The organism is Shewanella sp. GJ50-10, assembly GCF_055808815.1.
This window is the reverse complement of sequence record NZ_JBVVSS010000001.1, coordinates 1,804,646-1,829,036: the sequence shown is the minus strand read 5'-3', so window position 1 is coordinate 1,829,036 and position 24,391 is coordinate 1,804,646. Positions and strand designations below refer to the sequence as shown.

General features: G+C 39.0%; 12 protein-coding genes. All 12 read right to left on the bottom strand.

Features of this window, described 5'->3' with window-relative positions; all coding sequences use genetic code 11:
- Nucleotides 1–149 precede the first annotated feature (149 nt).
- Nucleotides 150–3,089: a TonB-dependent receptor gene (locus tag AC0L4E_RS07575; RefSeq protein WP_473678684.1), complete on the bottom strand. Its 2,940-nt coding sequence runs from the start codon at nt 3,087–3,089 to the stop codon at nt 150–152.
- Between the two features lie 1,080 nt (nt 3,090–4,169).
- Nucleotides 4,170–4,703 (bottom strand): cell division protein ZapC, encoded by a 534-nt coding sequence (locus tag AC0L4E_RS07570; protein ID WP_473678683.1) that lies wholly within the window; start codon nt 4,701–4,703, stop codon nt 4,170–4,172.
- A gap of 198 nt (nt 4,704–4,901) precedes the next feature.
- Nucleotides 4,902–5,924 carry a quinone-dependent dihydroorotate dehydrogenase gene (gene pyrD, locus AC0L4E_RS07565; protein WP_473678682.1) on the bottom strand — a complete coding sequence of 341 codons (1,023 nt, stop codon included), beginning with the start codon at nt 5,922–5,924 and terminating at the stop codon, nt 4,902–4,904.
- Nucleotides 5,925–5,989: 65 nt separating this feature from the next.
- Nucleotides 5,990–10,834, bottom strand: a complete 4,845-nt coding sequence (locus AC0L4E_RS07560) for an NAD-glutamate dehydrogenase (protein ID WP_473678681.1) — start codon at nt 10,832–10,834, stop codon at nt 5,990–5,992.
- 266 nt (nt 10,835–11,100) lie between these two features.
- Nucleotides 11,101–13,455 carry an efflux RND transporter permease subunit gene (locus tag AC0L4E_RS07555; protein ID WP_473678680.1) on the bottom strand — a complete coding sequence of 785 codons (2,355 nt, stop codon included), beginning with the start codon at nt 13,453–13,455 and terminating at the stop codon, nt 11,101–11,103.
- Nucleotides 13,456–13,597: 142 nt separating this feature from the next.
- On the bottom strand, nt 13,598–14,611 hold the full coding sequence (locus tag AC0L4E_RS07550) for a WD40/YVTN/BNR-like repeat-containing protein (RefSeq protein WP_473678679.1): 1,014 nt from the start codon (nt 14,609–14,611) through the stop codon (nt 13,598–13,600).
- A 48-nt stretch (nt 14,612–14,659) separates the two neighbouring features.
- Nucleotides 14,660–16,024 (bottom strand): DUF1329 domain-containing protein, encoded by a 1,365-nt coding sequence (locus AC0L4E_RS07545; RefSeq protein ID WP_473678678.1) that lies wholly within the window; start codon nt 16,022–16,024, stop codon nt 14,660–14,662.
- 13 nt (nt 16,025–16,037) lie between these two features.
- Nucleotides 16,038–18,089 carry a DUF1302 domain-containing protein gene (locus AC0L4E_RS07540; protein ID WP_473678677.1) on the bottom strand — a complete coding sequence of 684 codons (2,052 nt, stop codon included), beginning with the start codon at nt 18,087–18,089 and terminating at the stop codon, nt 16,038–16,040.
- Nucleotides 18,090–18,404: 315 nt separating this feature from the next.
- On the bottom strand, nt 18,405–18,620 hold the full coding sequence (locus AC0L4E_RS07535; protein WP_473678676.1) for a DUF2835 domain-containing protein: 216 nt from the start codon (nt 18,618–18,620) through the stop codon (nt 18,405–18,407).
- 99 nt (nt 18,621–18,719) lie between these two features.
- The gene (gene pepN, locus AC0L4E_RS07530) at nt 18,720–21,281 is read right to left on the bottom strand and encodes an aminopeptidase N (RefSeq protein WP_473678675.1); all 2,562 of its coding nucleotides are present in this window, start codon (nt 21,279–21,281) and stop codon (nt 18,720–18,722) included.
- Nucleotides 21,282–21,375: 94 nt separating this feature from the next.
- On the bottom strand, nt 21,376–23,490 hold the full coding sequence (gene prc, locus AC0L4E_RS07525) for a carboxy terminal-processing peptidase (protein WP_473678674.1): 2,115 nt from the start codon (nt 23,488–23,490) through the stop codon (nt 21,376–21,378).
- A 22-nt stretch (nt 23,491–23,512) separates the two neighbouring features.
- Nucleotides 23,513–24,148 (bottom strand): RNA chaperone ProQ, encoded by a 636-nt coding sequence (gene proQ, locus AC0L4E_RS07520; protein ID WP_473678673.1) that lies wholly within the window; start codon nt 24,146–24,148, stop codon nt 23,513–23,515.
- Nucleotides 24,149–24,391: the final 243 nt, after the last annotated feature.

Genomic DNA, 24,391 nt, shown 5'->3' with positions numbered 1-24,391 from the left:
GCTCACAATTAAAAAGTTACTTTTTAAAGTGATTATTTCAGATGCCATTTTAAAACAGTAACTTACAAAGGTGCAGGTAATAAAAAAGCTACCATTTAACATCAATGGTAGCTTTGGGGAGAGAGATTTAAGACTCTATTTGATTGTGATTAGAAGCTGCCACGAACACCAAAACTAAAGCGAGGGCCAAAGCTTTGAGCACTGATCAATTGATTTTCAAATCGACCATGTTGACGTAACACTTCATCGGTAAGGTTTAATCCTTCTACAAACACGGTAAAGTTCTCAGTGATGTCATAACTCACGTTAGCATCTAACTGACCATATTCTTCAGTGAATACCGGCTCGTCAGGTGCACGTAACTGATCCGTTCCAGAAAGGAACTCATCACGCCAGTTATAAGCAACACGCGCTTGGAAACCATAGTTTTCATAGAAAGCAACCAAGTTAGCTGAGTCACTCAAACCCGTTAGTGCAGTTTGAGGTTGCGTGGTATACACATCATACTCAATATCGCCATTAACATAGGTATAGTTAGCTTGAGCGCCAAAACCAGATTCACCAAAAAGGTGCTGTACAGCTAATTCAAAACCATCAACTTCTGCAGAGTCTGAGTTAATTGGTGTAGTAATTTGCCAATCAATAACTGGCGAACCAGGAACATTAGTTCCATCACAAGCTGGTATATCACCACCAGTCGCACTACAACCAGCAGCAGCTAAATCACCTTGACTTGGGTCAGTATAAGCTACGCCATCTGCATTATATACTGGGCCACTTGTTGTACTATTTGTAATGTAGTTATCAACCCACTTTTTGAAGTAACCTACTGACGCATAACTACCTGGTGCGTAATACCATTCAAGAGATAAGTCCAAGTTATCAGAGACATAAGGTTTCAAGTTCGCGTTACCTTGATAAGCAAGGTAAGGACCATTTGGTCGTGAATTGGCAAGACTCACTGCAGGTCTAAGTGCGGTTAAATCGTTTCGTGTTAACGTTCGACCAGCAGATAAACGTGTTATCACATCATCAGCCACTTCTAAGCTAATATCTAAGCTTGGTAAGAAGTAAGAATAATCACCGTTAATTTCCGTTTCATTGTACACAGGGACTTCATCAAACTGAGTACGTAATTCCGTTAGACTCACATAACGTAATGCATACGGAGTTACTTGATTAGTCGTACCTGTCACATCCGTTTCTTCATAACGTACACCAGTAACAATATTTAATGGCATATCATTAAAATCAGATTGGAAGTTAAACTGAATATAAGCTGAAGCTGTTGCTTCATTAACTTCATTGTAAACTTCAGGGTTAAAATCAAATCCGTTTTTCTCAAGTTCTTTATACATTTTTTGTACATCGAACTCTAAGAACGACTCAAAAATACGGTCTCCACCACTGAAATCACTGCCAACGTCCCCACGCGGAACAGTTGTAAATAAGCTCATATCAGGATAAGTACCACCGATCCCAGTAAAATTCATTCGCCATGTAGTGTCATATTGAAAATCAACATAACCCACACCAAAATTAACTTTGGCTAAAGAATCATTGCTATCATTTACCCATTCGAAGTCTAGTTTGAATTGATCAATGGTATTTTCTACTTCATTACCACGGCCAATAACAAGGTTGTTACCTACGAAACCGTATTGGGAACTCTTTCTTTCGCCATCATATAAGTAATTTACATCAGCATTTGTAAAACCTGCTGCAGCAAATTGATCTGGATCATTCAAAACTGGCAGTTGAGTACCTTGACCATAATCAACAGTAAAACGACCTGCATAACAGCCATCACGGTAATCACAATTAAATTCTGAGTTAGTTAAGAGAATTGATTGTTCTGATAAATTACCATCTGGTTGAGCGTGTGAAACACTGTGATGATAATCAAAATTTGCTTTAAAATTATCTTGTATTTGCCAATCTAAATTAAAACCAATTGAATCATTTTCTGTTTTAATTTCATCATAATATCCAATGAAATCAGTACCACCTGCACCATTAACAATTTGAGCTATGGTACCGTTTTCGTCAGTAGTACCTGTAACCCAGTTGCCAAACCAGTGCGCTGTTTGATAGCGCTCAACTGTATCCTCATATTCCGAGAAAAAGTAGTCAACTTTAGCCACGATATTATCTGTCGGCGCGTATTGCACTACAAACTGCGCATTTTGACGAACGCGTTCATGATTACTAAAATCCATATTAAAGTTTTGTGGTAACCAGATAGCACCTTCAGGGTTTGTATTTGCACTATCGTCAATCGTGTTACCACCACAAGCATCGATTGAGGTAGAAAAACCTAATTCACAGTTACCTGCAGTTTGACGTAACCAGCCATCTGTCGCGATAATTTCTTGGCCACTATCACGTTGTGAATAAGAATAAGAGGCCAATAAACCTAATTTTCCGTCTAAAAAAACATTACTGATTAATCCAGAAACCTCTGGTGTAACAGAGTCCCCTTTATCGACAGAAGTATCAGCAGTCCCCTTAACGCTAAATGCTGATTTAAACCCATCATAATCAAACGGCTGTGCAGTTTGAATATCAACTGTCGCACCAATACCACCTGATGCTTGATCGGCGCGTGATGTTTTATAAATATTAACACCGCTGACAGATTCAGAAGCGATTTGCTCAAAGTTAAAACTACGGTTTTGTGTGCCGCCAGCCCCTTCTTGCTTAGGTGAATCTGCAAATGGCATATTACGACCATTTAACGTCACAAGGTTAAAGCTTGGGCCAAAGCCACGTACAGTGATTTGATTGCCTTCGCCGTTTTTACGGTCAATAGAAACACCCGTGACACGTTGTAAAGATTCAGCCAAGTTAGTATCAGGGAATTTACCCATATCTTCAGCTGAAATGGCATCTACAACACCGTCCGAAGTACGTTTAATATCCTGTGTTCGAGATAAACTACTACGAATACCTTTTACTGATAGTACTTCAATCGGTTCATCAGCTGCTGCTGTTTGAGTTTCTTCGGCAGACGCAGCAAAAGATGCAGTCCCCATAATCGATGCGACTGCTACCCAAAGCAGATTTGGTTTTAGTTTATTGATTTTCATATCCCCCCACAGGGCTAGTTACAATAATGTGATTTTTATTTACTTATTTACCAAACAAAAAACGTACTTCTAAACCGCCTTGTTATCGATAACATTTATTTGTTACACGTCAAACCTAACACCACAAATACAACTTTACAACAATTTACAAACAAAAGAATTGTTCGAACAAGCGACCAAGCATGAACAGTCAATAGAGAGAAATAATATAAACCATTCCAAAACAATAAGTTAATAGTTTTAAAAAATAAAAAAACAAATAGCATTTAAAGAGGGATTATAGATGTGAAATGATACTACGACTGCGATAGCAGCTATATTTCATGATTAAACAGCAAAACAAGTTGAAATTTTGTTTAAAACAGCAGAATTAAACTCATGTTACAGGTAACATTTTAGGTTATTCTAAAAGTGTTTTGATTAAAAGAATAAATACTTTATATGGTCTAATCAAAAGTGATAGTTAAACCATTACAGTCATTAACTGGCATAAAATTCTGTTTTAAATGACAGAGACATAACCTATTCCCGAAAGGATTTACTATTTTTTGAATAGAGAAAGCTGAACAATATTTTTAAGTAATCAACTGTGTGCATTCTTCTGTGAATTTTTGTACTAATTGGTTTGTGCAATGCATAAATAGAGTTATTGGATAAGAGAATAAGTCATATGCTCACCTCATCTTGGCAAATTATTCCAAATTTTGAATTGGTTAAATAGTAAGGTAATTACAGAATAGAAATTTAACTTTGTCATAACAAGACTAGCAACTAGCAAGATAAATACTAACGATAGATTAAAGTAAGTAAGGCAAGTTGGCAGGTTATAGCGTAGGAAATATAAACAGGATTTTTATCGTATAAAGAATTTCGAACTAAGAGTAACGAATTAATATATTTTGATTAAAAACATGTCGAATTAACACATGTCAGACTGAAATATAGCGGTAATTAAGATTGAACAATAGGCAACTGTGTAATACTAACCTAAAAAGAAATTAAATATCAGAGTAAGCCTGTCAAGCCTGAACACAATCATCTAACTCATGCACACTTTAGAATGAATTAATCAATCTAGAGTTATGCTGCCACAACGAGTTGTGCTTTTCTAAGTGGATTAAGTCTATTGTGCATCACTTTTATTGTTTCAAACTGCTGAAGGGTTTTATTTTCAGATAGTGGGCACTCTTTTGATAACACCATCACTAACGCAGCTTGTAAGCTATTTTCTACCACCATAACCAATACACGAGTCCCATTGGCATTAAGATTAAATAACTTACCTACTTCGCAATAAACACATTCTTGGCTAATTTCAAAAAACCAAGATTTTGGCATTTGAGGTTTTAACAAAAAGTGCGCAGCTGTTGCATTTAATGCTGTTTGAACAACAGCAGCATCAGACATGTTAATAATTTTAGGAAGGCTTTCAAGTAAGTGGATATAGAATTTAGCGTGCTCGACACTAAATTCTGATGTTATTAACGCATCAGGAATGAGGGTTTTAGTTTTGTATGGGGTTAAGAACTCCATCTCGGAACCTAATGAAATACTTAATTGCTTATAGCTTTCATTATATTCCCACTGCCAGTCCTTATTTGGCATTAATAACATTTTTGAGTACCTAATTATAAGAATACAAACTGATAATAGATTATATTTCGGACAATATCAAAACTTAATTTAAAATATTTGATATAAAGATCATAAAGTTATAACGATCGAAAGATCGAAAGATCGTAATTGCGATCGCTATAACTTTTTTAGATCTATAAATGAGATCGTTAGATTATTAATTAAACTAATTGGATCTTATTTAGCCTTATAGGCATTAACAATATCTTTAATTAATCCTGGGCCTTGATAAATAAACCCTGTATATATTTGAACTAATTGAGAACCAGCATCAAATTTAGCTAGAGCATCTTCTGCACTATTAATTCCGCCGACACCAATAATTGGGATCTCGCCGTTCAAATAACCAGCTAATTCTTTGATCACTTTAGTTGATAGATCCGTTAACGGCTTACCACTCAAGCCACCCATCTCATTGGCATTATCTAAACCAACCACTGCATCACGTGTTAACGTCGTATTTGTGGCAATTGCACCATCAAATTTACTCTTCAATAGAGACTCAGCAATTTTCTCAATCTCTTCACTGGTTAAGTCTGGTGCAATTTTAAGTGCAATTGGAACATACTTATTATATTTCTCGGCTAGCTCTGTTTGTTTTGCTTTTAATGAGGTTAATAAATCATCTAATAATTCACCGTACTGCATGGTTCGCAGACCGGGAGTATTTGGAGAAGAAATATTGACCGCGATATAATCTGAATGCTGATATACCTTTTCCATACAGATTAAGTAATCATTTTTACCTTCATCTACTGGGGTATCTTTATTTTTACCAATATTGACACCAACAATAATGTCAGTTTTCTTAGCCATTAAATTTCTGACTAAATTATCTACACCTTTATTATTAAAACCCATGCGATTAATAATCGCCTTAGCAGGTTTTAATCTAAATAAACGTGGTTGCTCATTTCCAGGTTGAGGACGAGGAGTGACTGTACCGACTTCAACATGACCAAATCCCATGGCATGAAAAGCATCAATTGACTCACCATCTTTATCTAAACCTGCAGCAAGTCCAACAGGGTTATTAAAGGTGATCCCCATGCAAGTCACAGGAGCAGCACTTACATCTTGGCTGTAAAATAGGTTTAAAGGGTTGTTTCCAGTGTTTTTTAAACTCCCAATAGCGATGTTATGCGCTACTTCTGGATCCATTTGAAACATTACTTTTTGTGCCATTTTGTAAAAAAACATGCTTTCTCCTAAACCTAAAAAAAGCCCCGGCTAATTGCCAGGGCTTGTTCATTTATTATAAATAATTATCTTGGCCCTTCGCAATGAAGAATCAATAAATTAAGTTCACGTAACGCTACCGAGAATTTAGCAAAGTCATGACTTTGAGAAACTTTAAAGTCAGCTAATAGATGGAACCAGCGCTCTAACAGCTTCTCATTATTATCAATCCATTGCTGAATGATCGAATCAGCATCACAGGTATCTGTACAAGCTCTTAGCACTGTAGAACTGAGTGCACGTTGCTGCCAATCTAGTTCTTCTCTAAATGCTGCACGAGCAAGTGCTTGCCAATGGTTAGATACTGGTTGATTACTGATTTGTTCAAGGAACCAATGTAATTCAACTTTTGCACCCAATCTAAAGTAAGTTTCAGCGACTAACTGAACTGACTTACCTTCAATTTGTGCAATCTGGGCAATATCTAACGCTGAGAACAATGTACTCATTTTAGCAACAACTTGTGCTAACTCTTGTGGTACCTTCTGTTCTGTTAATGATTTAATTTCAGTTGAAATTGCAATCACTTCAGCAGCAATCATGTACTGATCAACATTGGTTTTCAGCTCTTCAAACACAGGTTTAAAGAACGCAACCGTTTGCTCAATATTCTCACCTTTACTGCGATGACGTATGAACCAACGACAAGCACGGCGCATATTGCGGCGCAATTGATGCAGCATTTCACTTTGTACATCAGCAGATACCACACCATTCAATTCAGTAATCGAATGAGTTAAGTCAGCTAAACCAAAAACTTCGCGGGCCATAGTATAGCAAATTGCAGCTTCAGCTACTGTGGCACCAGTCTCATCTTGCATGCGTTGTACGAAGTTAAAGCCCATGTCATTCACTAGCTCATTAGCTAATGACGTAGCAATAATTTCACCGCGTAATGGATGAGCAATCATCTTATCAGCGTATTTATCTTGTAACTGCTGCGGGAAGTAGGCTGTTAGTAATTTACTTAAGAAAGTATCTTCAGTAATTTCAGCTGTCACTAACTGCTCTTTCAACACCATTTTGCCGTAGGCAACTAGCACAGATAGTTCAGGTCTTGTTAGCGGTCGGTTGTTAGCTAAACGCTCTGCTAATTCATCATCTGTCGGCAAGAACTCTAATGCTCTATCGAGCTTGCCATCTTTTTCAAGATACTGAATATAACGGATATGCTCTTTAAGCTGTGAAATACCGTGCGCTTGCGTCACTGAAATAGTACGTGTTTGATCATTACAATCTTGCAGTACAATTTCACCCACCTCGTCAGTCATTTCTTCAAGTAGACGGTTACGTTGTTTAACCGTTAACTCGCCATCAGCCACTAAAGTATTCAGAAGAATTTTGATGTTAACTTCGTTATCTGAACAATCTACCCCGCCGACGTTATCAACAAAGTCGGTATTAACGCGGCCACCATTAGCTGCAAACTCAATACGACCTAACTGGGTCGCACCTAAATTACCGCCCTCGCCAATAATTTTAGCATTAAGCTCATTACCATTAACTCGAATAGCATCATTAGCACGGTCGCCAACTTCAGCATGGGTTTCTGAAGTTGCTTTAACGTAAGTACCAATACCGCCGTTCCAAATTAAATCAACACGCATTTTAAGCAGTGCTTGCATCAATTGGTTTGGCGTCATGGTGTCTAAATCAGTCTCAAGCATTGCTTTGATTTCTTTCGTCAGCTTAAGTGACTTAGCTGAGCGATTGAAAATAACCCCGCCTTTAGACATTAATTTAGTGTTGTAATCTTCCCAGCTTGAACGCGGTAAGTTAAACAAACGCTCACGCTCTACATAACTTTTTTCAATGTCAGGATTTGGGTCAACAAAAATGTGCATGTGGTTAAATGCAGCCACAAGTTTAGTGTGACGTGATAACAACATACCATTACCGAATACGTCACCTGCCATGTCACCTACTGCTAAACATGTAAAGTCTGTGGTTTGGCAATCAATACCTTCTTCGCGGAAGTGACGCTTAACTGATTCCCAAGCACCTTTTGCAGTAATGCCCATTTTCTTATGGTCATAACCGTTGCTACCACCTGATGCAAACGCATCACCTAACCAGAAGTCATACTCAATGGCGATTTCGTTAGCAATATCTGAGAATGTCGCAGTACCTTTATCAGCAGCCACAACAAGGTATGCATCGTCTTCATCATGACGGACAACGTCTTTAGGTGGTACCACTTTGCCTTCGATGATGTTGTCACTAATGTCGAGCAGACCGCGGATAAATAAACGGTAACAAGCTTGTCCTTCATTGAAGAATGCTTCTCGGCCACCATCTGTAGGTAGTTGTTTACAAACAAAACCACCTTTGGCACCCACTGGTACAATTACCGTGTTTTTAACTTGCTGTGCTTTAACAAGACCCAGTACCTCAGTACGGAAATCTTCACGTCTATCAGACCAACGTAAACCACCACGGGCAACTTTACCGCCGCGTAAATGCACACCTTCAACTCTTGGAGAGTAAACGAAGATTTCAAATTTCGGCAATGGACGAGGCATTTCCGGAATATCTTCAGGTAAAAACTTAAACGAAATGTAAGGCTTGTTTTCGTTTGTAGGTAATGTCTGATAGAAGTTAGTACGCAGTGTTGCGTTAATTAAATCTAGGTAACGACGAATAATACGATCGTCATCTAAGCTAGAAACATCTTCAAGACGTAAATCCACCTGCTCTAAAAACTTACTTAACGTACGTGTTTTAAGCTTAGGGTTGAACTTACGAATAAACATTTTAACCAACAGATCTGCTATTTGCGGATATCGGTTAAAGGTTTCTTCAATGTAAGATTGACTAAACGTTGCATCAATTTGGCGCATGTATTTAGCGTATGCACGTAAAATAGAGACTTCACGACCGGTTAAACTGGTCGCTAAAATCATTCTGTTAAAGCCATCATCTTCAAGCTCTTTATCCCATACTTGAGATAAAGCATTTTGGAATCTATCTTGGCTATCAGCCAAGTTATCAATAGCAGCGCCCTGCACTGTCATTAAGAAATCTAAGATCCAGAATGTATGACCATCAGCAGTTTTGACTTCGTAAGGTCGTTCGTTAATAACGCGCAATCCAAAGTTTTCGAGCATAGGTAATACATCAGAAAGATGAATAGGTTCATCTTTATGGAATAGTTTTAAACGTACGTTATTGTCATTCAGCGCTGTCTCTTGCGGCTGATAGAAAAGCATGCCTAATTTGTGCTCATCATTTAATGCTTCAAGGTGTTGAATATCAACAACTGCAGAGCTAGGCAGTACATCTTCTTTATAACTTGGTGAAAATGCCGTTAAATAACGTTTTGTCAGACCCGTACCTGACTGCTCACCTAACGCATTGTTAAGTGAACTATGTAATTTATCTTCCCATGAGCGAGCCGCTTCAATTAGGTTTTTCTCAATAGCAGCCACATCGACGTCCATATTATTGTTATCAACTTTAATGATGTAATGCGTTCGCGCTAAAGTTGATTCTGAGAAGTAAGTGGTAAACTCCACATCTTCATTACTGTTAAAATGCTGAGCTAAAATGCGCTGAGTATCTTGGCGTAATTTAGTGTTGTATCTATCTTTTGATACATACACTAAGCAAGATAAGAAACGGCCAAAGCCATCTTTTCGAACAAACAATTTAAGTTTGTCACGATCTTGCATTTGTAATACACCACGGGCGATATGCGCCAGTTGATCTTCTTTTGCTTGTATTAGCTCATCGCGAGGAAGGTTTTCAAGAATGTTCATCAACGCTTTGTAATCATGAGAGCGAGGTGTAAGACCCGACTGCTCCATTACACGTTCGACTTTTCCTGCAAGTAGTGGGATTTCTCTTGGACTGCGGTTATACAAATTAGATGCATACAAACCTAAGAAACGGTCTTCGCCAATCACATTACCCGCTTTATCAAAGCGTTTAATACCAACATAATCGACATAGGCTGGACGATGAACACGGCTCTTAGTCGAACTCTTAGTCAATACTAGTAAGCTTTCATCAAGCGCTTCTTTACGAGCAGATGCTGAGAAAGTTGATAATAATAATCCGCGATCAGATTGTTGATTACGTGAACGTGTCATTAAGCCTAAGCTAGACTCTAAATCAGGAACCAGCTCTACATCCCCTTCAACACGTTTTAGCTCGTAATAACGATAACCTAACAGTGTAAAGTGATGATTGTTTAAGTAAGTTAAGAATTTAGTGGCTTCTTCCATTTCAGCTTTTTCGCCAGGAAATGGTTGCTTAGGTAATTTCTTAATGGTGTCTGATAATTTATCAGACATTTGTTGCCAGTCATCGACTGATGAAACAACATCAGCAAATACTGACTCTAGCTCTTTGCCAATGGCTTTAATATCGGCTTCACTGCTTTGACGGTCAATTTCAATTAAAAATACCGCAACGTTTTCAGTTGCTTCAGGTGCATCTTTAATAAAAGAAACTTCTTTAACCAATTCCTCATCACGGACTAATGCTAATGGTGTATGTAACACCATGTGCGCCGTGATCCCCATGCGGTTTAATGCCATAGTCACTGAATCAACCAAGAAAGGCATATCTGGTTGAATAATTTCAATAATGCTATGGGTAGATTGCCAGCCATGTTTTGACTGACTTGGGTTAAACACACGGATGTGGCTGTTGGTTTTAGCAGATTTGTTTAGCGCATTCCAAAGGCTTAATACCGCACCATAAAGGTCGCTGTCATTACGAGCATTTAAGTCGTCTTTTGACATATGGGCGTATATACAATTGGCAAATTGCTCAACTTGTTTAGCTTGAGAATTAGGGATTTTTTTATGAATTAAATTGACTACATTTTCTAGTAGTACTGAAGGCATTGCATCTTTAAAGGCCATGTTGCAGTTTCCTTAAGCGTTTATGGCAGCGCTTTTATCATTATATTGGATGCTTCGGCTTGTTGATTCAGTCTAAAACTGAGATCTGGAGCAAAGTTTATTACTAATTAACTGCTATATCGAGCACTATTTTAGTGGTAGATCCTCTAAAATCCTTGTTAACACAAGAATTATAGTCACTATTTGACCAATCAAGCGTTTAGACAGACTAACTATGCAAAAAAAAGAGGAGCCTAAGCTCCTCTTGTTGATTCTAAACCGTTTGTTTACTTGGGTTTGCGCCAGAAAACCGCTGATAATGCAGGTAAAATAATTATCGCGCCCAACATATTTACTAAAAACATGAAAGTTAACAAAATACCCATGTCCATTTGGAACTTAAGTGCTGAGAAGAACCAAGTACTCACACCAATCGCTAAAGTAAGGCCAGTAAATATCACAGCACTGCCTCGCTCAACCAATGCTTCAAAGTAAGCTTGCTGAACCGCCATACCTTGGGTGAGTTTGCCAGACATGGTAGATAAAATATAAATACCATAATCGACACCAATACCGACACCTAATGCAATAACAGGTAAAGTGCTTACAGCAAGGCCAATATCCAACCAAGTCATTAACGCTTGCGCCAAGGTCGAGACCACATATAAAGGTACAATTACAGCAACTGTTGCTTTGATTGAGCGGAAACTAATAAGACACAATACAAACACGGCGCCATAAACGTAAATCATCATTGGCAATTGCGCTTCACTTACCGCTTCATTAGTAGCAGCCATTACGCCAACAGGACCAGATGCCAGCTTGAACTGCAATGTATCAGTGTTTAATTGCTCTGCAACTTGCTTAACCTTAGCAACAACAACTTCAATCGTTTCAGCTTTATGATCTTTTAAGAATAAGAACACTGGCATAACTGAGCAATTGCCATTAAGTAAACCTGAAGTCGTTGGTACTTGCCCCACTGCTTGCACTAAACTCGCTGTAGTGCGAGGCAGAACTTGCCACTTAGGATTACCTTCGTTAAAACCTGCGTTAACACGCTTAGAAACTGAAGCTAAACTGGCTGTTGACTCCACACCAGGCGTATTACCAACCATCCATTCAAATTGATCAATTTCATTTAGAATTTCATGATAAGTACAGGCTTCAGGTGTCGCTTCGACAATCACTGTCATGTAATCAGTCGTAATTGAATAATTATCTGTGATATGGAAAGTATCTTGATTATAACGAGAGTCTAAATGCAGTGCCGGTGCCCCACCTTGTAAATCACCGATTTTCATATTGCTAGCTTGCTGGAAGCCAAATCCATATAAAATCGCAGTACCGGTTAATACAATCACCGCATACTTTGGTGTAGCAAAGCGTGAAAGGCTACGCCATAAATTCTCAATTTTAGCTTTTTTAACCGGATCTTCTTTAGTTGGTTTAATCGTCGTGTATGAAATAACCAAAGGTAATAAAATCAAGTTGGTTAAAATAATAACCGCTACACCAAGAGATGCAGAAATAGCCAGCTCTCGAATGATACCAATATCAATTGCCAGTAGAGTTAAGAAACCGACTGTATCAGATAACAATGCGACGCCACCCGGTACCAGCAAACTACGAAAAGCTGAAGCTGACGCAGCTTTAGTATTTTGACCATCAAGAACACGTCTTCTTACGGCATTAATCATTTGTACGCCGTGACTTACTCCAATCGCAAACACTAAAAATGGTACAAGAATCGACATTGGATCAAGGCCGAAGCCAACAACAGTCAATAAGCCTAACTGCCACGTTACTGCAACCAAACTACATACAAGCGGCAAAATGGTAAGAATGAGTGATTTTGAAAACAGGTAAACCATCACCGCAGTAATTAATATTGCGATTAAAAAGAACAGTAATACGCCTTGCGCACCTTCTGCCACATCACCAGCCATTTTAGCAAAACCGATAATGTGAATTTTGATGGTCTCTGTTTCGTACTTACCACGTAATTGCTGTTCTAGTTGTTTAGCAAATTGGATGGTATTAAGTGGCTTAGTCGTAATATCTTTTTCAGCACCTTCCGACTCAGCCATTTCTTCATCAGTTTTTGCCACAAAATCCATCAACTGAGCCGTCAACATAGCTGACGAATAATCATTAGACACTAATCGACCAACGATACCCGCTTTTTCAACATTATCGCGGACAATATTGAGTCCATAGTCATCATTGCGAAAATCTGCAGGGATCACAGGGCCGCCAGCAAAGCCATCTTCGACAACTTCGGTGAAACGTGTTGAAGGAGAATATAAGGACTTAACTTGCGAGCGTTCTACACCAGGAATGAAAAACAGTTCATCATGAACTTTTTTAAGCGTATCAAAGTATTCAGGATTAAATATATTTCCGCTGGTATCTTCAACAGACACCATAATCCTATTCGCACCACCAAAGTCTTTTTGATGCTTAGTATAGGTTTTCATGTACTCATGATTTAGCGGTATATTTTTACTGAAAGCCGCGTCCATTTTTAATTGGCTAGCTTGGTAACCAAGAAAAACAGTGATAAGCATGAATGATAAAATCACCCACATGCGGTTTCTAAAAAGATGGGTTTCAAATCCATTGACCAGTTTTTCTAACATCTTATCGGCCCTATTATTGTTGTTTTATTTTTATGCAAACTTAGTATTTATTTTGTTCAATTCAAACAGTAACAGATCCCAGTTGAAACTGTTACTCGCCCCCGACATTGAACACTCTCGTCCTGAGAAACCTACTCCAACTCTATTTGAGCTGAAATAATCCTTTAGAACCTGCAAACCAAACTTGTCCTTGGTTATCACTTTCTATCGCAACAATGTTCTCGCCCTGTCTGCGTGCGACAATTGTTGCTTTATCTGAACTATCAAGCTCAATAACAACACCTGCATTACCCACAAGGTATAATGAACCTGTGTCTGTAACGAACGCATTATTGATTGATGATTTGACTGGTAATTCAATTTCTTGCCATTGACTAAATTGTTTATCAGTTTTGAAAACATGGCCGCGCAGACCCATCACAAAAACAGCACCATTGACTTCAATAGCATTAAACATTGAGCCTTCATAATTGAAAGCAAGTGCACTAAAAGTCTGTCCGTTATCTGAAGATGTTGCGACTAAGCCTAATTCACCGACCATGAGTAATTGACTGTCAGATAACTGAATAACACGGTTAAAATGAGGTAATAAAGCTGAACGCTCTGACAGATATAATGCTTCATCCTCCGCTTTTAAATCGGCTAGATAAGAAACGTCTTCTGGAAATAGTAACTCTTCATGGAACTCTTGAACCCAGTTTTTACCGCCATCTAACGTGCGATAAAATAAACCGTAAGCTCCAACTGCAATGCCATCTTTCTCGTTGAAGAATAAGATGTCCATTAACGGCTTTTCAACTTCAGTTGACTGAAATTGAACTTGCCAAGTCTTACCACCATCAATTGTATGAATAATGGTGGCATCATGGCCTACTGCCCAGCCTTGATTCTCATTTAAAAAGAATACTTTGGTGAGTTGAGAAACCACAGGAGAATTAATCTGTATCCAATCTTGCTGCTGGTTAATTAATACATGACCACGCTCGCCAACGGCCACTAGGTTATCGCCTGCTTTAGCGATATCGAGAACTAAAGATGACTCTGCGAGTGGTTGTATTTGAACAGAAAGTGGATCGAATTGAGCATGGACTGGCGCAGTAGAAATAAAACAGCCTAAGCTGAGTGCGACAACATGGCGAAGTGTGCGAAACGACATACAAACTTCCTTAAAAATAATAGGGGCGCAATGCGCCCCTGATAGGTCTTAGCGAATACCTGCACGACGTAGTGCGTCAGGTGTGAAATTAGCTTCAGAAAGCTTGGCATCAAAATCGTACATGCGGCCTTCGTTATCTAATCCCATAGCTAAATAACGGCGAGATTGTAAATCATGGAAAATTTCTAACGTGCTCCAATGAGTAGGAACTTCATAGTAGTTAATCGAATGGGCTGTACCTACACGGTAAAGTTCATCACGGTTATCATACATATCTGTTAGAGAAACCTGCCAAGAATCTTCATCGATGTAGAAAACACGAGTTTTATAAATATGGCGCATGCCATCTTTGAGGGTCGCTTTAACTTCCCATACACGATGTTTTTCCCAACGCGCAAATTCTGGATTGATATGACCCGGTTTTAAGATTTGATCATATTCAAGTGAATCAGAATGTAGCTTGTAGTCATTGTAAGGAATATATAGCTCTTTCTTACCAACTAATTCCCAGTTATATCGAACAGGCGATCCATTGAACATATCGAAATCATCTGTCGTTCTTAAACCATCAGATACTGTACCTGGCGTATCAAAAGCCACATTCGGCGCTTTACGTACACGGCGTTGTCCAGTGTTGTAGGTCCAAGCTTGGCGAGGTAACGCTTCTTGGTCCATGGTTTCTTTAACAAGCAATGCAGTACCAGCAAGACGAGCTGGCTGACGTACAACTTGTTTGAAGAAGAACAAGGTATTGGATTCTTTTAGCTGATCCAAGGTAACTTCTGGGCGACTGTAGCTAAAACGAATTTCTTCAGCGGTTTCAATAAGCGTATAAGAACCACCTGCAGTTGGAGCCGCTTGGCTACGTGCAGTTTTAATATCAACACCACGATAGCGAAGAATATGGTTCCAAATGACTTCTAAACCACTGTTAGGAATTGGAAACGGCACACTAATAGACGCGCCACTTACACCATTACCATTTGCTACAAGTTCAGCATTTAATGCATTTGCTTTAGTTGCATCATAGACATACTGAGGTAACGAAGCTGTACGGCGGGTTTCATAAACATTCATTTTGTATGTATCAGGATACAGTTCAAAAAGCTTGTTTTGGCCCGGCGTTAAAAATTCTGCATACTGCGCTTTATTAGCGTTAGTAATGGTGAATAGAATTTTATCTGAAGGAAAAGGGTCTGGATGATGCATGCCCTTTTCATAGCCAGCAACTGGAGATGTAATGCCATTATCCCAAGCAGGGATAGAACCATCAGCATTACCTGCTTTAACAGCACCAATGGGTGTAAGTTCATTACCCAGTTTAGCTGCTTCAGCTTCAGATACTTTCGCCATCGCTGCAGGTGCGCTAAACGCCATGATTACTGCAGCCGATAATATCGTCAGTTTCTTCATTATTATTATCCTTCTAGATAGAATACTTGACGTTGAACGAGACGTAATCTCGATCAGTCATCGCATTAGTTGTTCCTACACCACCAAAGAAGCTGTTGTAAGAAATATCAGCGCCCCAGCGACTGCGGTAATCGAAATTAACACCCACAGCGACAGATTTACGACCTTCAGTAAATAAGAACATTGGGTCTGGTGTAATACCATCAACATCATGTGAGAAAATCACACGTGGTGACATATTCACACCAGCGAAGATATTATTGTAGTCAGCTTTAGCCACTAAACGATAACCCCAAGCAAAATCAGTTGGGAATGGATTCGTTTCAGGACCATCATGCAGTGCTTCGATAATACCTGGCATATCAGGGTTACCACCTGAACGCGCAGTACCTGGGCCATTTAAACGTAGTTCATCAAAACCAGGCATATCATGGATCCAAACACCACCGATTTCAGCAAGCATAGTCAGGTTATCCGTTCCTAATGTAGGGCCAAATAAGTGAGTAAAAGTTGCCTGCGCTTGAGTGGTATCAGATAAAATAAATCCATCGATAGATTCACCTGGCTGAACACCTTCAATTTGAGAAATACCATCTAAATCTGGACGAATACCTGCTTCAGCTAATTGCTGAGGCATACCTGCGAACAATAGTTCAACATCATCGATTTGTAATGGTTCATCGACACGGTGTGAAATTTCACCGGCTACCGAGGTGTCACCCACTAATGTGTTGAAGCTAAAACCATAAAGCTGAATATCTTCAGGATAAACAATTTGTGCTTTGGTGAAGGTTTCCATACTTAGCATAAGTTCACGGTCAATTTCGCCGCCACTTGCAGCTAAACGGCCATAATCACGAGCAACAGCTTCATCGGTGAAGTTAGACGCAGTACCACTAATCAATGGACGACGGCTATGGTAATTCATGTAGTACAAACCAAACTCGGTTTCGCCCAGTGTTGGGGCGTAATAACCCAACTTGATACCGTACTGACCATCATCACTTGGCTTTTCTTCATCTTGCACTAATGCCACTTTGGTTGCATAAGGCACCATATAAGCCGCATAAGCTGGATCAAAGTTTGCTGCCGCTGCAGCGCCATAAAGTGAAGCGTATTCATCCATTAAAAATTCAAGATTGATATCTGGATTGGCATTGAAACCTAACTGAGCATTTTGAGCATAACCACCAAAACCTGCGAAGTCATTGGTTGCAAAGTTTGAGCCCGGAGTAGGCACCCAAATCGGCTCCCAATCATATTGATAAAATGCTTCAACTGATAAATTCTCTGTGACACCTAAAGAAGCCCAAACCATACCTTGTGGACGGAATGCTTCTTTAAGCTCTGCACCTGGTGCATTCAAAATATTCAAATCGACAGAGTTAATAACACCAATACCATGTGGGATTAATGTACTTTCACCCCATGAAACTACTTGATTACCCACACGGACAGATAGTGGGTTTTTACCGTCATTTAAATCAAAATTACCGTAAACGAATGCATCTAATAGACGAACATCTTTACATTGCACTTCTGATGCGCGGTCATCTTCACACGGATCAAATTCATTGCCAGTAAGTGGGTCGTTGAAATCGTAATCACCATCGTTTAATTTGCGATCGTAGAAATACATTCCTCGCACAAATAAACCAAAGTTCTTATATTCTAAAGACAATTCATGTAAGCCTTTAAAAATTTCTGAAGTGGTATCACCTTGCGAGTAAAGTAAATTACTTAAGTCGTTGTTACTTGAATAAGAACCAGGTTGGCTCCAAATTTGAGAAGTAGTGTATTTTGGTGTTTGGCCAAACGGCGCACCAAAAGCAGAATAACCAGACCAATCAAATTGTGGTTGGTTAACTTTACCGATTTGCCCTTCCCAATCACGCTCAGAAACACGCCAGCTTGCGCCAACCGTCCAAATCGAGTCAAAGGTGCCTCGTACTTCACCCCAATCAAATGAAACAGCATTAGCGCTACTGCTCATCCCTAAAGTCAATGCCGACACCACCCCCAAAGCGAGTGCCGACTTGTTAAAGCGTCTTTTAACAATATTCATTTTTGCTTCTCTCCGTAACCTGCCGGATTCGTTGTTATAGGATTTGAACCAACATTTTGTTAGCCTGCAGGCAACACCATTGTTACAGCAATTAACATCATTGAGCAAGTTCAAAAAACATTAAATTTGTTAACGAAATGGTGTAGTTAGGAGAAATTTACTAAGAATAATCGAACGCTTATTTGAATTAGATCACACAAAATGACTACAGAGGAAGAAAAATTGAATAAAAAGAAGATATTTCATAGACTTAACTAAAACCAAGTGAAGCTAAATTACCATTTAACAATCAATTGGTCGTTTGAAGTAATTACTCTAAATTTTATTTAAAGAAATAAATTTACCTGAAGATTCTAAGCGCAAAATGAACTGTCCGTGGATACCTGAAGAAGTGACAAATGGTCTAAAGTATTTACCATTTATATGCAATATTTTGCCGTTAACATCCTTTACCTCGACATTTTTTACTGTTCCTTGGTAATAAGGAAGAAAATCTTTAAAGCTAATGTACATCGAAAATATAAATTGCATGACTGTAATCGCACATTGGAATAATGAACTGAAAATGTAACACAGGCAACGATATCGCTAAGTACAGCTCAACCGTTACCTGTTATTTACCAAAATTAATTAAGCTTGTTCTAACGCTTTTTCAACTTTCTCGAATAAATCCTTAGACAAATTCGGCAAGGCTTTTAATTGCAATAAACAACCTTTCATTTTTTGCTGGCGATCAGCATCAAATTTACTAAATTGAATAAGTGGTGTGATCATTCTTGCTGCAATTTGTGGGTTTAGCTCATTCAATTTAATCAGAATATCGGTTAAATACTCGTAACCTACTCCACTAGCATCATGAAATTGATACGTATTCGCTGCAACGTAGAAACCAATCAAAGAACGAACTCGGTTAGGGTTATTAAAGCTAAAGCTTTCATGGTGAGTCAACGCTTTAATTTGCTCTAATACATCTGCAGTATTTTGCGAAGCTTGTAGGCTAAACCATTTATCCATCACTAAGGGTGTAGACACCCATTTCTTTTCAAAATCATGCATTAATGCTTGTTGGCAAGATAACTGACCAGAAACAGCCGCTTTAAGAGCAGCTAGACTGTCTGTCATGTTAGCCGCAGATTGATACTGCTGTGTCACTAAGTCTTCATATTCTGAAGACACACGAGATAACAGCACTAAACAAATGTTTTTAAATGCACGTGATGCCGCATTGTCTTCATTAACTAATGAGCGATAACGAGTCACTAATTCATCTAAACAGGCTTCTGCTAGCTCATCAACAACAAACTCTCGTGCTGCCTGCAAAGCATCTAAATCGACAGTTTCAACCTGCTCAATAAGTGCTGCTGCACTTGGGAAAGCTAAAATTTCAGCAACAAGTGCTTTATCTATGTTCTCATCTAGAATAATGCCTCTAACTGCTTCAATGACTCTAGCATCAAGATGCATGGTTTCTTTTGCTGCTAAACTTGCAACATTTTGCCAAACCGCTTGGCTAAATAAACCGACTGAAGCTTCCCAGCGAGCCACTTCGCTGGAAGCAAAACGGGTAAGATGTACTAGCTGATCAACATTAAACTCATAATCTAAACGTACTGGCGCTGAGAAATCTTGTAATAATGAAGGCACTGGCATTGAGGCGATATTATCAAAAGTAAATGTCTGCTGCCCTTGTTTAACATCTAAAACTTGATTAACTAACGACTGACCCTGTGAGTCAAGTAGCTCAAGACTAAATGGAATATGAAGAGCTTGGCCTTTTACACCTTGTGAAGTAACAGACTGACTTACGGTTAATTGGTACTGTTTTTTCTGAGCATCATATTGATCAACTACAGTTACAATAGGCGTTCCAGCTTGGCTATACCAATTTCTGAACAACCCAAGGTCAATTCCGCTAGCTGTTTCCATCGCATTGACAAAATCATCACAGGTAACAGCTTGGCCATCGTGGCGCTCAAAGTAACACTTCATTCCCAGTTGGAAGTTTTGCTCACCTAGTATAGTGTGCATCATGCGAATAACTTCTGCGCCCTTGTTATAGACAGTCACGGTATAAAAGTTATTCATCTCGATGACAGATTCTGGACGAATTGGATGTGACATTGGGCCAGCATCTTCGGCAAATTGTTGATTTTTCATAACACGAATGGCTTGAATTCGGTTTACCGCACGTGAGCCAAGGTCTGAACTGAACTCTTGGTCCCTAAATACGGTTAAACCTTCTTTTAGACTTAACTGAAACCAATCACGGCACGTTACTCGGTTGCCAGTCCAGTTATGAAAATATTCATGGCCAACTACTGACTCGATTCCATGATAATCTTCATCGGTTGCACTGGCTGTATCTGCTAATACGTATTTTGTATTGAAGACATTCAGGCCTTTGTTTTCCATTGCTCCCATGTTGAAAAAATCAACAGCAACAATCATGTAAATATCAAGGTCGTACTCTAAGTCAAAACGTGTTTCGTCCCAAGCCATCGACTTTTGGAGAGAAACCATCGCATGATCCGCTTTATGTAAGTTTCCTTTATCAACAAAAACTTGTAATTTCACTTCGCGGCCACTGCGGGTGATGAACTTATCTTCAAGTAAATCAAAATCACCGGCGACTAACGCGAATAAATAACTTGGTTTAGGGAATGGATCTTCCCAGCGTACAAATTGACGAGTTTCACTGACATCGCCCTTTTCGACTAAATTACCGTTACTTAATAAAAACGGAAAAGCAGTTTTGTCAGCTTCAATGCGAACAGTATAAATTGCGAGTACATCTGGACGATCTAAAAAGTAGGTAATTCTTCTGAAACCTTCAGCTTCACACTGAGTACAGTATGCGCCATCTGACATATATAAGCCTTCAAGGCTTGAGTTAGCTTCAGGATCTTGCTTGGTGACTATGGTTAATTCAAAGTCATTTAATGGGGTGTTAATCAATAATTGATTGTCTTCTTCTTTGTACTCAACAGCCTCACCATTAATGTGAACAGAGATTAAATTAATCTGCTCACCTACGAGCACTAATGCTTCGTTGTGTTCGCCTACCCTTTGTACCTTACTAACAGCAACAACTTCGGTTTCAGCACCATCTAAATTAAAACCTAACTCGATGTGACTTATGGTAAAAGTCGGTGCTTGGTAATCTTTTAAATGTTTTGCTTGAGCTTGAGTCATAATTAATCCTTGTATAACACTTAGCACTTTCGGGCATAAAATTTACATAATAAAAAACGCGCTTAAAGCGCGTTTTTTGACAATGAAATAGTGGTTATTTCACTGCTGATTTTTTCGCATCAACCATGTCTAAAGTGATTAACGCTGTTTCTTCTAAGAATGCATCTGGCACTTCTAATTCATCTTCTTCAGACTCATCAGCTTCAGTCGTGTCATTTTCTACCACTTCTGTAGATTCAGCTTCTGTTTCAGTCACTTCTTCATCTTCTTCATCAAGAGAAGCTAACGGCTCTAAACCATTCTTAACACGTCGCTCATTAGTACGATCAAGTATGCGTTTTTCGTCCTCTTCACGAGAAGCAATACGTTCACTTTCAACTAAAGAAATCGTTTTATCATCATGATGCTTTTTAAACTCAGCAATATCATCGAAAATATAGCCAAATTCTACATCTGTTTTAATACGTTGTTGATGTTTAGTATCTAGTTTAGCCACTAGCTCAGGGTAAATATTACCTAAAGTTCCGTATTGCGCTACTGGCACTTTATCCCATGGTAAAGCATTCTTCTCTTCAGACTCACCGTATTCACCAGGCTCTAGTGCACTTGGGAATTTAATGTCTGGAGTAACACCTTTTAATTGTGTGCTGCCACCATTAATACGGTAAAACTTAGCGATAGTATATTGCACATGGCCAATTGGTTTTTCGTACATATCATATATACGACCTAGGCTCTTATGCTGCTGCACTGTGCCTTTACCGAAACTGGCTTCACCAACAATCAATGCACGATCATAGTCTTGTAGTGCTGCGGCAAAAATTTCCGAAGCTGAAGCACTGTAACGGTCGACCATAACGGTTAATGGTCCACTATATGCACTTTTCCCGTCATTATCACGGTTTTGGGTAACGCGACCATTGGCATCACGGATTTGAACCACTGGGCCCATATCAATAAACAAACCAGTTAATAAAGTTGCTTCGGTTAATGCACCGCCACCATTACCACGTAAATCTATGATAATGCCTTCAACTTTATCTTCTTTAAGTTTGGCGATTTCTTTTTCAACATCAACAGATAAGTTCATGTAGAAACCAGGAATTTGAATAACGCCCACTTTACGGTTTGCAAATTCACCTTCTGTTGGCTCGACTACTTTTGATGTCGCTGCGCGGTCTTCTAGACGAATTTTGTCACGAATAATGGTGACTTCGAATGTTTTAGCATTAGCGCCGCCTTTTTTAGGCAAAATTTCTAAGTTAACTTCACTGCCTTTAGGCCCTTTGATTAACTCAACAACATCATCTAAACGCCAACCAATAACATCGACTATTTCACCGTCTTTTTGGCCAACACCGATAATTTTATCTTCTGGAGAAAGCTTTTCACTGCTTGCTGCAGGGCCACCAGCAACTAAACTTTTAATTACAGTGTAGTCATCATCCATTTGCAATACCGCACCAATGCCTTCAAGGCTTAGGTTCATTTCCATTTGGAAACGTTCAGCATTACGAGGAGATAAGTAACTTGTATGAGGCTCTACAGTGCGAGCAAAGGCATTCATGACACCTTGGAATACATCTTCACTGTGAGTTTGACTTAAACGCTTAATGGCATTGTTATAACGCTTTCCTAATATTTCGACTGTTTCTTCCCAGTCTTTATCAGCAAGCTTTAAGTTTAACGCATCATATTTAACACGTTGGCGCCACAATTCATTTAGTTCTGCTTCATCTTTAGGCCACGCCGCTTCTTCACGATCAAATTCGTAGGCATCGCCCGCTTCAGCGAAGTCGAATTCTTTGTCTAATAAAGTCAAAGCGTAAGCAAAACGTTCATAACGACGTTTTTGCAATAAAGAGAACATATTAAAGGCAGGTTCGATATTGCCAGTTTTGACCATATCGTCAAACAGATGCTGATATTGTTTAAAGCTATCAACATCTGCTTGGGTAAGCACGTTACGTCTGAAATCTAGCTGTTGTAGATATCGGTCGTAAATCAACTCGGAAAAAGCATCATCAAGCTCAAAGCGATGGTAGTGAGAACGAGTGAATAAATTCGTTACCCTCTTACTCGCAACCTTGTGTTGAGGCTCTTGCTCAAGTTTAGGTAACTCGTTGATTTGAATAGTTGGTGAAATTGCCCAAGCCGAAAAACCGACAAATAAAGTGGCAATCGACGCAGCCAAAGTGAGTTTTCGCATCAACAAGTTACTCCTTAAATGATCACGATAATAAAATATGCTCTGCACGTACTTTAACGACTAAACCAGAATCAAGTTGTACATGGACATCTTCTTTCTTGATATCAGTGATAACGCCAGCAACAGGATTTTGTCCTAACTTGACACTAACACGTTGTTTTTGTTTAAGCTCGTCAAATTTTGCAGCGACATAATTAACTTTAGGTGCAGCAGGCTTTTTAGCCTTTGCTGGACGGTCTTTCTTAACAGGAGCCGCTTTTGAAGAAGGTGCTTTTTTAGCAGGCTTCTTAGGATTTGCTTTAGCTGCTTGTGCTTGACGCTTAGCTTTAGCTTTTTCTTGACCTTCTTTTAAGGTCTGCTGAGCATGATCAATATGCTCTTGTTCAAGTTCGCCACAGTCTTGGCCATCAAGGTCAATACGTTGAACGCCGGTTTTAACACCTTTAAGGTAACGCCAGCTACTTGTATAACGTCTAAGTGCAACACGTAGTTGTGTTTTACTTACTTTAGAATCTTCAGCCAACCTTTCAGCTAAATCTTGAAACAACCCAATTTTTAATGGCTTAGTTTCACCTTCTGCTATAAAGCATAAAGGAAATGTTTCATATAAATACGCTAAAACTGCGTTGGTGTCGGTCAACTTGTCTGTTGATTCCATTTTTACTTCCACGTTATATAAGGGGACTGGTTTATAGCTATCTTAGCTAGTTACAGTCGTTTATCTTTCGTTAAACAGAGTCTTGCTTAACGTTCAAATTAGCATTTCCTACATGATTGCTAAAGCAATTGAAACATGCCTTAACAAATTAACTTACTTACCTGCATATTTACAGTAAATAAATTTTGAACATAGTTATGCGTGCAGCTCAGTATTATAAAGCTCGTGTCAGCGATTGCGACC